The 13578-nt window shown below is 43.6% G+C and carries 4 protein-coding genes; all 4 read right to left on the bottom strand.

Translation table 11 applies throughout. The annotated features are described in order from the left end of the window. Nucleotides 1–225: 225 nt before the first annotated feature. The 4 genes from KCTCHS21_RS06560 to KCTCHS21_RS06545 all read right to left on the bottom strand — a co-directional run bounded on the left by KCTCHS21_RS06560 (nucleotide 226) and on the right by KCTCHS21_RS06545 (nucleotide 13416). The gene (locus KCTCHS21_RS06560; protein WP_130606076.1) at nucleotides 226–3354 is read right to left on the bottom strand and encodes an alpha-mannosidase; all 3129 of its coding nucleotides are present in this window, start codon (nucleotides 3352–3354) and stop codon (nucleotides 226–228) included. A 142-nt stretch (nucleotides 3355–3496) separates the two neighbouring features. Next, nucleotides 3497–9955 (bottom strand): S-layer homology domain-containing protein, encoded by a 6459-nt coding sequence (locus KCTCHS21_RS06555; protein ID WP_130606074.1) that lies wholly within the window; start codon nucleotides 9953–9955, stop codon nucleotides 3497–3499. 232 nt (nucleotides 9956–10187) lie between these two features. Further along, entirely contained in the window at nucleotides 10188–11648 is a 1461-nt protein-coding gene (locus KCTCHS21_RS06550) for a response regulator transcription factor (RefSeq protein ID WP_130606072.1), read from the bottom strand. Next, complete coding sequence (locus KCTCHS21_RS06545) at nucleotides 11641–13416, bottom strand: sensor histidine kinase (protein WP_130606070.1); 1776 nt, start codon at nucleotides 13414–13416, stop codon at nucleotides 11641–11643. Before KCTCHS21_RS06545 ends, KCTCHS21_RS06550 begins: the two co-directional genes overlap by 8 nt. Nucleotides 13417–13578 lie beyond the last annotated feature (162 nt).

Raw genomic sequence — 13578 nt, 5'->3', positions numbered from 1 at the left:
CTCGCTTGGACATCCGCCCGATGAACCTATATTGGGCTATCGTAAAACGGTTAAATACATACAAAAATAACCGACCAACCCAACGAAAAAACTTCCGTGAGGTTGGTCGGTATTTTTATTATCCGAATATTGCTATTGAACTTCCCATAACGAGACCACGCGATTGTTCTGCTTTTCTCCAGGCAACTCACGTTGCGGCCTCATCCAATTCTAGAATTAATACGTTTATCTGAGCGAAATCCGTATCGTTTTAATTTCATAAGGCGAGAGATCTAAGATGATTGGACCAGACTGAGCAGCAGTTTCCAAAGGCCGCTCCAGTAAATCTGTTTCTTGCCAAGACTGAATCGGCACATCGCTTGCGAGCGCAATCTGGCTTCTTCCGCCCTTGTACTCGTGCAATCGGACAATTAACCCCATGCCATCCTCTGCACGTTTAACAGCATCGATCATCGCATCTCCTTGTACAAGCCGTAGCAACGAGAACTTTGGTGTCGGGGCGCGACCAGCAGTTGCATATACAGGCTGATTCAGCTGCCATGCCGCCTGTGCGGTATGGCCCTCTCTCCAATCCCCTTCATGCGGATAGAGCGCATAGGTGAACAGATGCTCACCCTGGTCAGCTCCCGGATCAGGATAGGTTGCTGACTTGATCAACGTTAATCGAATGACCCCATCCTTGATGTCATGACCATATTTACAATCATTCAGTAGACTTACGCCATAGCCATGCTCCGACAGATCCACCCATTGGTGCCCGACCGTCTCGAAGCGCGCGTAATCCCAGCTTGTATTCCAATGTGTAGGTCGTTTAACGTTGCCAAACTGAATATCATAGGTCGCTTCTGTCGTTCGAATATCGACTGGGAAAGCTACCTTGAGTAACTGCTGACGCTCCTGCCAATCTACCTCTGTCTCGAAGTCGATCCGGCGGTTGTCCGCATAGACAATCATCCGCTGACGAATAGAAGAATCCATATAGGACCAGACGAATGTGACGACAGTACGCAGCAGCCCCACCTCAACCTGACTGGAAACGAGCCCATCGATCTCCTGCATTTTCTCGCCATAGTAAATATCAATATCCCAAGCTTCAAACATCTTCGGCTTGTCCTCGAATACCTGAAGTACGTTCGCACGATTACCGGGAGCAAGCACCTCTCGTCCTGCAGCGCGATCGTATAGACGTGTCAATTGACCCTTTTCATTCCATTCCAGTTCATAGAAAGGGGTGTCGATTGCGCGATCACGTATGGAAAATGGTGATACTCCCTTCGTCTCCGCTTCCAGCGAATCTTCACGACGGAGTGTAACGAAGCCTAATGCAGGTACATCCTGTACCTTTACCCAATGGCGCTCACCATCAAATTCGGACACTAGCAAACGCCCCTCGGCATCTCGCCAAGCTGTATCCTTCGCGCAGTTCTCCACGGCGACTAAACCATTGTAAGACCAGGAGGAGGCATTCCAGATGACATATTCATCGTCTCCTACAGTCCCCTTATCAGAAAGTGCAGTTATCGCCTGTACGCGGCAATCTTCTAGCGTATCCTTCGCTTGCTCATATTCTTCTCTGGAGTCATGATAAACCTCAGGAATCGACGAACCTGGAATAATGTCATGAAACTGGTTACGCAAAATGATTTTCCAGCTTTCATCGAGCTGTTCCTGCGGATAGTTCGACCAATCGCCACTCAGCGCAGCACGACAAACCTGCAGCCACTCCGCATCACGTGAGAGCAGCTCCAGCTTGCGGTTCATTCGTTTGTTATACGCCTGACTCGTATACGTTCCGCGATGATATTCGAGATAAAGCTCACCATCCCACGTATGTACATAACGATCGGATTGTTCAACCGTTTGCTGTAGCTTAGCGAAGTATTCATCCGCGCGTCCTGTCTCCACCTTCGGCAAGCCAGGCATATTAGCTAGCTGTCTACGCATTTCTAAGTGCTCGCGGTTAACACCTCCCCCGCCATCCCCGTAGCCATAGGAGAGGAGCAGCTCGCGATTAACCTCTTTGTCTCGATATTTATCCCAAATGCCTTGCACGCTTGAAGCGGTGATATCTCCATTATACGTATACCACCAATTATCACTGTCTTCAGGTGTCGTGATGAAATGCGTTAACACCTTGCTGCCATCAATACCACGCCATTGGAACGTGTCATGCGGCATCCGGTTATATTGGTTCCAGCTGATCTTGGTCGTCATAAAGGTGCTAATGCCACTTTTCCGCAGAATTTGCGGCAACGCCCAGCTGTAACCAAATACGTCAGGCAGCCACAAATAGGTACATTCTGTGCCGAATTCCTCCCGAAGAAACTTTGTACCATATAGTAACTGGCGAACAATAGATTCTCCGCTTGTCAGATTGCAATCCGCCTCTAGCCACATGCCTCCGGCCGCTTCCCAGCGACCTTCCTTCACCCGTTCCTTCAGCGCAGCATAGATGTCTGGATAATCATTTTTCAAATATTCATAGAGCTGTGGCTGCGTCTGGAGAAACACATATTCGGGAAAAAGCTCCATTAGTCTTAGTACCGTACTGAACGAGCGAGCCGACTTTTCCCGCGTATGCTTTAGCCGCCATAGCCATGCAACATCAATATGTGTATGCCCAATGCATCGCACCGTCACTGATGAGTTGTTGCGAGGTATTGCCTCAATCGCCTGACGTAGCTCGTCCTCTGCTGCACTAATCGACTCGTAAAAGCGCTCCGAGCCTGGTCGGGACCAGTCGATGCTGAGGAAGGAACGATCAAGCGCCGTTAATAGATCTGTCCGCTCAGCGATGCCAGAGCTTAGTACCTTTATCGTCTGTAGCACAGCTTTGGACATATAATAGAAGCGATCCGTTGCTTCGTCTAGCCACACGATTTCAGCGCGGTGAAGCCGATGCTCCTGCTGCTGAGGCTCGCCTCCCCCTTCGAGTCCTGACCACAATCGGAACTGGACCCGGACAGTCGTTCCCGCTGCACCTTCAGGCAGAAACACCTCTTTATGGTTTGAATCCACGCCTTGGTAAGGCACACCATTCAAATAGAGTAAAGATTCAAAGCCTGAGTTGTTACCTGCGCCAGTAAGCCCGAAATCAAATAAGCCGACAACCCGGCGGTTAGTCCACTCTGCTGGAATAGATACGTTGGCATCGAGCCAGAGATAAAGATCTCTTCCTTCCCAGCGGTCGCCCTGTTTCATGTCACGCCACTGGCCCCCCTCCGGAGGACGAACCCCGACTTCGCCTTCCTCATCGACAAGCGCACGAAACACCTCGATACGCTGCGCCTCCCGATAACGCCATGACGCTAGCTCTTTAACTCTCGCTTCTAGCTTTTCCTCTGTCCAAAACATCCATCGTCACACTCCATTTAGTTGTTAAACTATTCCAACTGTACAATATAAATATAGAACATGCCATGCTCTATTAATCTGATCCCACTGAAAGGAAAAGGACCCTAAGGCGATTTAAGCCCTAGAGCCCCTTCCTTCATGCTTATTTCAGTTGATTAATGGTACCCAGAATCAGCTTGGCCGCTTCTGCTCTTGTTGCATTGGCTTGCGGGTTGAACCTATTGTGCCCGTTGCCTTGAATGAGGCCCATTTTCTTCAGTTCTGCCACTGAAGAAATTGCCCATAAAGGGATATCCTTCGAATCAGCAAAATCGACCTTTACGCTCGCATCATCCTTTAATCCAAGCGCTCTGGCAATAAGCACAGCCATCTCCGCGCGCGAGATCGGAGCATTCGGCGCAAAGCGATCAACACTAACACCAGTAACAATGCCCGCCTTTACAGCTGCTTGCACACTTCCTGCATACCAAGCATCTGATTTCACATCCTTGAATGCCTTCACATCTTCAGCTGCTTCAAGGTTCAAGGCGCGAACTAAGAGTGCTACAAATTCCGCTCGTGTCGTTTCTCCTGCAGGCTGGAACAAGTTATCACTCACACCGTTCACAACGTGCTTAGCCGCCAGTATTTGCAGCGTCCTTGCAGCCCAATGCGTAGCCGGCACATCACTAAACGTTTTGCTATATTGCAAAACTGCATATTTACTTAGATGCTGTAGCTTAACCGTCATTGTCTTCGCACTACTGTTCAATTGTCCGCCTACATACTCCCATTGTTTGGTCGTTTCATTGTAGTAGTAGATACCGAGAAGCTCTGAATCAACACCATTGGCATCATAAGGTAATGTAATGTCTACGCTACCTGATATCTGTTTAACCTCAATTGTGCTACCGTTTGCTTTTATCAACCTCACACTAATCTCGTAAACCTGACCTGCCAATTTGATCTGCGCTGCTGTTCCTTGAGATGAAGTACTCATGCCACCGGTTTCGACCACTGGCTTGAGCTGTACCTCAATGGTTGCACCTGCCTCATTACCGCCCTGATTTCTCAAAGCATTTAGCTGCACCTGATCAATATTAACCATTACAGCTCCTGCCTGCACTTGGAAAGGATGGTCCCCAATCTCTGTTAATGGAACGGTTGCCGTCGTCTGATTTTTCTCGAGCTTGGCTACTGCTTTACCGTTCTCTAGCGTGACTTTAGTTATGTTGTCCTTATTACTACCACCAATATTGTTAATTGGTGGATTTGGCGTTTCTGTTGTATCATCACTAACGGAATTCACACTAATAATCGCTTGCTTCCCGTGGTAGGTAACGGTTATCTGTGCTGTTCCTTTAGCCACTGCAGTAACCTTGCCGTTAATATCTACTGTCGCTATGTTTGGATGAGATGAAACATAGCTTGAAGCTGAAGTGACTAGTTGATTAACTCCACTTTCAAATGCTGCATGAACGACTGTATCGTGCGTCTCTCCAACTTTTATCGTATAGCTTTCCGAGTCTAGTGTAATACCAGTCGGCTCTACCGATAAAAGATAGGGCTGTAATGGTGATAATAAAAGTGTATCTGCTGCAACTGCCGTTGTAGAGCTTATCAGGTCCTTCCAATTTCCTATTCGTTGACCGTTGACCTGAACGTAGACACTTTTCACAACTGACGAATAGTTATCGATATTAATTAACAATCTGTCATTCTGCCAGACTGAGCGCCATTCCACATCATAAACCGGAAGGTTTGTCGCCGTATCCATCAACATCACTTCATTTAATCCGACCTCAGCGAAAATCGGAGTCACCGTTTCACGAATTTGTTTAGCAAACGTATTGGAGGCAATAAGTGTTGTGTTAGCATTATTTATGACTTGATTACGAACGGAATTAGATAAAGCCCTGTTGTATTCGTCAAAACTTAATGAATCACTTCCGGTAATGACCAGCTTGCCTCCTTGCTCCACAAAGTGCTGAAGACTTACTAAGGTGTCTGCATTAATATGGGTCGCTTCTGGAACGAATAGGACTTTAATTCCATCCAAAACACCACTTCTCGCTTGCTTTTCTGAAACAAATCCAACCTTTAGACCACTGTAAGTAATCGCATTATACGCTTCGTTGATCGCTTTCGGATAAGCACGACTATAAATCATAGAGTTCATCGAGTACAAGATGGCGGCTTTTGCTTCATCATTCTGAAATGCCGTAACTTCTTCTGCTAACCGGTTTAAGTCAAGATTCGTTTTACCTACCCTTGCTACAACATCTGGTCGATTCATGATGCTTCCTTTAAAGTCAGGTACATCATCACTCCGTTCCCATACCCATATGGTACTTGCTCCACGACCATGAACTGCCCCTTGCCATAAGACAGTATTTACGTGAGAAGCAATTTCGGGAATATACTGCTCACTACCATCGGGAACAAGATGGTCTTCCGAGTTGAACACGGGTGCCTTTTTCAAGGAAGCTTGAAAATCATAAAATTTCAATTCTTCCGTGTAACCCGCAGGTCCCCCGCCATAGTAGCTATGACTGTCATTTCCGTTAATTTCGCTAAATTCCGTAAACTGCTCTGAATCAACACCCCAAGTCAGAGCAGTAACATCACTCAATGCTCCATTCATCACTTTAGCGTGCAAAGGAATACCTGGCGCCATATCATGAATAATATCAGCCATCCATTGGTGCCATTCTCCAAATAAATTGTTGTTAAATTGAACCCAATCATAGAAAAGTGGTGTACGAGTGACATTAGCAGGCATAGGTACATCATTAAACGATTGATAGGTTGTTTGATAAGTTTCATTAAGCTGCTGAATGCTCGGATATTTTTGTTGCAGGTACAGCTGCCATTTTGGCAAATTAAACGCATCCCTGTAGGATTGGTACACCGTTTCGTTACTTAATGTGATGCTATGCAACGATTTATAATCCTTAATTAGAGGGATAAGCAGACGCAAATAGTCTTCCATAATTGCTCTGGCTCTTGGATCGTTAATATTAAATTGAATAAAACTAACACTTTCACTCTTTAATTCAGGCCACTTCGCTAGCGCCCATCCCGGAAAATAATGCGGTGAAATCAGTAAATTGACAGCGATATTATTCTCATCTGCGTTTTGCAGCACACTAACAACGTCATTTTTAATTGATGTTGTATCCCCTACATATTCCTCGCTGCCTAAATCCACGTAATCCTGATCGAAATTTCCATTTTTCAATAAATTCCCCGTTACTCCTTGCTCGGTCAAGCTAATATCATCAATCCAGACGTTACCGACTACATTTTCAGACAAGATAACAAATCCAATCTGTGTTTCATCTGATTTAGTCGTATATGAATTCGTTACTTCCGTCCAGTTGTACGTTCCTGTAGGGAATGAGACTCGGTTCCCCCAGCTTGGATCGCCCGTAAACGATACGCCATTCACATTCTCGCCCTTCACCCACATTTTCATTTCATAGGTCGTATTAGGTTTGGCGGGTACCGTCTGCGAAACTTGCATATAAACATTCGGACTGCTTGGTGATGTATTATTCAATCTTAAGGAAGCTTTCCCTGAATGACTAATCGTACTATCCAGTAGTGCGCTGGCTTGAACACCTCCAGAGGTATGCAAGCTCCAATCAGAGAAGTAGCCCTTTGGTCTGATTACACTATTCGGCCCAATCTCAATCTGAACAATATTGGTACCATAACCCGTAAATTGCGGAACATCCTGTTTCACCTGTGCGAAGTGGCCATAGCCGTTGAAAAAAACGGGCCTGCGCACGATTTCATCAGCGCCTGTGATCTTCGTGTCAGCAATAAAGGAATTTCCTTGGATTTGCACATTTCCATTCATATAACGGGGAACTGGGATTGGTGTTTTTGTCCCCTCTAAATAAGCTTGTAAATTACTTTCAGCATCTGCATAAAGCTTATCAAGCTCGTCGGTATTATAAGTGGCACGGTCGAGATAGTCATGATCGATATCCTCTTTGGCGTACTTAATGAAATTTTTAAGAATGGTAACGTTTATTTTTTCGTAATCTGCTGGAATCTTCTGAGCTTCAACGGAAGCTAGCAGACTTTCTAGAGCAGGAAGCTTCTGTTCTAGCGCATTCAATCGATTACGCAGTTCATTGGGATTGCTAGATACGCTAAACTGAAGCGCATCTTGCTTCGTAATGCCCCTTGTTTCGTCAAGTACAGAAACATCAGCGGTATAGCTTCCTCTCGTTGGCAACGTTACAGGGATGTCTTTTTTCCAGATGGATTGAGCTGGAACCACCACTTGCTTATTCACGAGATGGAAGAAATCTGAGTTTACCTTTACCTGTAAGGGTTGATTACTGAAATTAGGCACATAAATTGTAAAAGGGTTTGCATCATTGACTGCAAATTTCTGATTTCCGTCTAGGGAGACACTCCAGTTATCTTGTTGCGGAACAAGCTGCAGCTCAGCCAGTCCTTTCGGATCTTTACCAAATCCAATGGCTGAAGTCCATTCAATCCACCTTCTACCTCGGCCATCATTATCGTTATCATTCACAAGAAAGGTAAATGGAACACGATCTCCTGCCGATGGCTTTGTGTCGAATATCGCCAGCCAAGGGATCTTGGCTTCGTACATCGTTTCATCGCCGATTCTTTTCGCCTGATAGGTCAGAGAATCTATATCCAGCGTTGCTTTACCCTCGGCGAATCTCCAAACCTGCGGCTGTCCATCGTTTAACGAAAAAGCGTATTCAGGACCATACATTCCATCCTGACTGAAGGCAATTTGTACACTATCCCCCAGCCACATGAGAGAATCTGGAAAAGTGTGGTGCACATTGTCCTTTACCTTTATAGCCATATAGAAAGAATCGTCGTCATAGGCAAACTTGGCAAGAGCAGACAAATCGCTTTCTCCGCCCCACCCGGGTATAGGGATTTGTTTTTCATTAACAGGAATCTTCACGCCCGTATAGCTAGACCATTCATCCATATTTCCGTCAATCTGAATATTGTTCGCCTTCAGTATCGGTGCTTTTCTGCCTTCGCCTAACTTATTGTTGAACTGCTCCAAATCCAGAAAGCTCTCACCCGCGACTACACTACCAATCGAATATACGAAGCTGACAACATTACTATCTGGTGAATCTGACTTTGTCGCATACGCCTTTATTGTCATCGCTTGCGAAATGGTAATAGGCTGCGAATAAACCATCTTTGTCTCCGAGGTTCGTGGATCGCTCCCATCCGTTGTATAACGAATTTCCGCCCCCACTATCGCGTTGTGTAGTTGTATATTCGTTCCTAGTGGAACCTCCCCGTCCTGCTGACTGGAAGTAACGTCCGGTAGCGGCTTCTCAAAACCACCATTCTTGATAACATTGTCCGTAGTACCTACTCTAACCATCGAAACATCATCAAACCAGATATGATCTGTCTTACCTTCAGTCAAGATTCTAAAATCAAAGCTAGTTTCTTCAGGACCTGTTGTATACTGAATCGTTTTATATTGCCAATCATAAGTTTCCTTATCATTTGCAACGGAAATGCGCAAACCCCAGCTAGGGCCGCCTCCGAACCATGTCATTGATGCGTTATCGGCCTTAACCCAAACGCTGAGATCATAGGTTGTGTTCGGCTCCACCTCAGCCTCTTGAGCAACGTAAAAATACATATTAGGCGTTTGTAAAGTCTGATTGTTCAAACGCAAGGAATAGCTGCCACTGTGAACGGTACTCCTATCCAGTGTAAAGTCTGCTTGCGCATTACCACCGAATAGCCAGCCTTGTACATCACGATCGATAGTCCAATACTCAAAGTTAATAACATTACTATCAAGCGATTCTGGCTTTGTAGCATATGCTTTAATCGTTATCGCCTCTGTAATGATGATGGGCTGTATATAAATCTTACTTGTCACTGAGGTTCGCGGATCACTCCCGTCCGTCGTATAGTGGATGGTCGCTCCCGCAATCGAATTGTTTAATTGTACAGAAGTGCCCGATTGAACCTCTCCCACCTGCTGATTGGAAGTAACATCTGGTAGAATAACAACCGGAAGACTCTTCTTCTCAAAATCTCCATTCTTTATAATATTGTTCGTTGTACCCGCTTCAACCATCGAAATATCGTCAAACCAAATATGATCTACCGGTCCATCCATCAGGATTCTAAAATCAAAAGTCGTTTCTTGAGGACCAGTTGTATAAGAAATGGTTTCATGTCGCCAATCATAGGATTCCGATATCGTTGCCACATGATTTCGCAACAGCCAAGTCGGACCTCCCCCAAACCATGTTGTCGAAGCATTATCCGCCTTAACCCAAGCACTGAGCGTATAGTCTGTATTCGGCTTTACTTGAACTCTCTGAACCGCAAAGAAATATACATTTGGCGCAGCCGGAGAGAGGTTATTTAGACGTAATGAATAGGTACCTCCATGAGCCGTACTCGAATCAAGAGAATAGTCCGCTTGCGCGCCACCCCCGAATCCCCAGTCTGGTATATTATGTTCGATCAGCTCCTCTGCCGAAGCAACCCCAGCAGTCCCCCCCAGAAACGTACCAAATCCCGTAAAGATAACGCTTACAATCAAATAAATGAGTAATGCCTTTTTTAACATACAACTGCCTCCCCATTCTATTGTTTTTACTACCCTTCAGCTAACCTTACCTTAAGACTTAGCTTATTATAGTTTTAGTAGAGCGCTTACAATATGGAGACAACTTAGTGTTTCTATAGACAAAATTTAGTACTGTCATTCCTTTATCCGCAAAAAAAGAAGCTATGGTCGCAATGACCATAGCTTCTAATAAACTCGCACAATTGCTGAAAGTATCGGAATTTTTCTTCCATTAAGTTTGGTTTGAATCCCTATATTGGGATGATGTTTGGCCTGTCAGTTTTTTGAATATACGGGAAAAATAAAAATAATCCTGAAAGCCGACCCTTTCACTGATTTCATTCACTGGCAAATCAGTCGTCCTTAGCAGCTCACTGGCATGATTGATTCTCAGCCTGCTTATGTACTCCGTAAAGGTCTCGCCTACTTCTTTTCTAAATAGCTGACTAATGTAAGTCGGATTCATAAAAAACCTCTCTGACAGCGATTGAATTGAAATTCCGCCTTCATGATAATTTCGGTTGATATAATGCAGAATTTCCTGCATAGATTCATTTTTTGAATGATGGTAATCCGCGCTAGGTTTAGCTATGATGCTCGATATCATATTATCCTTTAGATAGCTCATCATCTTCCTTACATCTTCGAACAATGTAAAAAGCTGCTCGCAGCTATAAAGAAAAGACTCTTCTCCTTCTAGTGAAGTCCGACTTGAAAAGGATTGAAGCCTATTATACACGCGAAAAGCCGATTTAATATTCCCTATACCCTGATCAAATAAAGCAGCTATTGTATCTATTCCTCTTGAAACCTCCTCCAAATCAGCGTCACGAAGGCCTGTACCAATACGTTGAATCTGTTCATCGAATGCAATATCATTAGCCAGCCTATAAATATAAACCTCTTTAATAGCAGTGATAAAATATTGTTGAGCAGCTAAATTCGCAGCTTCGAGTGAATCCTTTATTTCTTCTAATTGTGTCGCTCTATTACCGATTCCAATAAAAGTTATGTCTTCACCAATCTGTGGTAATAGATTTTCCTTGAGTAAATCTATGGCTGCATTTGAAATCAAATACGCTTTTTTGAAGCGACCCAGTTTAAAGGGAATATTGGGTATATCCGCAGCAAATGTAATTGTTCCACTCCCTATAGAAACCAAAAAATAATATTGGCTTGCAGTTATATTTCCATCCGAATCTAAAGCGTTTTGTGAAATCAGGCCATATTGTTCTAAAGTCTGCTCTAAATACGCATAGCCCTCAGGAGTCCTGTTATCCAATAAATCTAACATATCCGTAAATTCAAAATGAGCGCTTTTACCCCTATTCTGCTTTGCCTTATTTAAGAGTTCAAGTAATTCTGTTTGCTTAAAAGGTTTTAAACAGTAACCAATGGCTCCGTTATTCATCGCTTTCTGAGCATAATCAAAATCAGCAAATCCGCTAATCACGATAAATTGCGTTTTTAGTGAAAGTGCCTTGCCCTTCTTAATTAACTCAATCCCATTCATGCCAGGCATGCGAATATCTGTAAAAACAACATCAGGCTCAAGCCGCTCTATCATCTCATAGGCTTCAATCCCATTTCCTGCTTGTCCAATAATTACAAAACCATGCTCTTCCCATTTCAAGCTGCTTTTCAAGCTCTCTATTATCCAGCTTTCGTCATCAACAATCAGAACCCTATACATGATCAGCCCTCCATGCCGGTAGGCTCAAAATTACTTCTGTCCCTTCCTCCGCGATGCTGTGAATCTTAAGCCCAAAATGGTCACCGCAAACGAGCTTAATTCGTTTATCTACATTCACCATGCCGATGCCAGCCTTTTTGTCCGTAAGAATCTGATCTTGCGCTTGCCCAAGCCTTGCTTCTAGGTTTGCTAAAGCCTGACTCTCAATGCCTACCCCGTTCTCCTTAACAGAAATCACTAAATGATTCGTGTCTGTTACCTCTGCAGATATCCATAGGTTGCCTTTTCCCAGCTTGGGCTCCAAACCATGATAAATCGCATTTTCGACAATTGGTTGCAAAATCATTTTGGGTATAATACACGCGCTAGCTTGATCCGAAATCTTCATGTGTACAATAAACTTATTCATAAAACGAATTTGCTGAATTTGCAAATAACATTCGACTATCGTTAACTCCTCCCGCAAAGCTACCTTATCTTCACCCTTAATACTATATTGAAATATTTGGCCTAAGGATTGGGTCATATCATGAATTTCGGCAACACCACGAACAGAAGCGATCCCTTTAATCGATTCAAGTGTATTATAAAGAAAATGAGGGTTAATTTGACTTTTCAGGTAAGCAAATTCAGCCTGTTTTTTCTCCAATTCAAGCAGATAATATCTGGAATTTGTCTCCAAAAGCTTGCCAGCCAAGTTGTCAATTTCATTCAGCATGGTATTAAACTCTACAGCCACTACCGTCATTTCGGCATACCCTTCCAAAGCAATCCGATTCTTCAAGTTTTTTATACTGCCGTTTTTTAATAAGCTCATAAAGCTCATTAGTTTTTTCAACGGGTGCAAAATATTATTCGTAATATATATCAATGGGATTGCTAATAAGAACATCGCTATCAGAAATATATACAGCTCCTGTCTACGAATCTTTGCAACATCTGATAACAAAAAATCCCGTGGAATGACATTGATCATTTTCCCCGACATCTGCGAAATCGGTTGTATTTGAACGGTTACTTCTTCCCCATCTATCTTTGTGTCAAATTTGCCTACTTCCTTAATCAATTCCGGAGGCAGCAGTTGAAATTTCGAACCAACCTCTAAGGACGTATTGGTGGAAAATACATAATTGTCGCGGTCTAGCAGGTATAGACTGGTCCCATTTTGATTGGACCGCGGATTAAATTTATTTGAGATCGCCTTTACATCAACGACAAGAAAAAGAGTGCCAATCTCCTTATAGTATTCTTTGGCATCCACTAGCCAGTAAACTTTCGTTCCAACGATAAGGCTATTATAATTTTTGTACTTTTTAACTCCCAAATAATAAGGTACATTATTTGACGGAATGTCTTTGATATATGCATTTGCAAAGGTTGAACTGCCATTATAACTAATTGAAGTTCCGTTGCTGCCGATCAGGATGATATCAAGAATTCCTTCTTTCATTTCCATCATATTGACAATGAAATTATTCAGCTGTTGAAAAAGCTCAAACTTGTTAAGCTCATCTGATACGGTTAAATACTGTTGAACTAATTTATTATAGGCCACGTTGGTCAGTACACGATTTAATACATCAAAATCAGAGTTTTGCGCCTGCTGCAATTGAAATAACATCTCCGCTGTGCTCTCGTCGTTTTTAACTGTAACCACATCAGCGACTTTGAAGTAATTGAAGAAAATAATAAATATCATGACCGTTAGCGTGGAGAGCGCAATAATTAATAGCTGTGTCTTGATTCTTAATCTTTTGAAAAGCTTCATTTCTCTCCCCCGCTTCAATCTACACTTGAGTATATTCTATAGCTAACTCGTGATGAATCAAATAGAAAGCTAGGGTGGAGCCATCCAGGTAAGGGTCTACCTATTAAATGAAAAAGTTATAGCCTCTCAAAACTTCGAGAGGCTCTTAACTATAATTAAACT

This window comes from Cohnella abietis, from assembly GCF_004295585.1.
GTDB lineage: Bacteria > Bacillota > Bacilli > Paenibacillales > Paenibacillaceae > Cohnella > Cohnella abietis.
Note: the sequence above shows the minus strand (reverse complement) of the source record. Positions and strands in the feature narration are given on the sequence as shown.

Coding starts and splice junctions, on each gene's coding strand:
- KCTCHS21_RS06545 (WP_130606070.1), bottom strand. CDS start 13,416: ATGAAGCTTTTCAAAAGATTAAGAATCAAGACACAGCTATTAATTATT.
- KCTCHS21_RS06555 (WP_130606074.1), bottom strand. CDS start 9,955: ATGTTAAAAAAGGCATTACTCATTTATTTGATTGTAAGCGTTATCTTT.
- KCTCHS21_RS06560 (WP_130606076.1), bottom strand. CDS start 3,354: ATGTTTTGGACAGAGGAAAAGCTAGAAGCGAGAGTTAAAGAGCTAGCG.
- KCTCHS21_RS06550 (WP_130606072.1), bottom strand. CDS start 11,648: ATGTATAGGGTTCTGATTGTTGATGACGAAAGCTGGATAATAGAGAGC.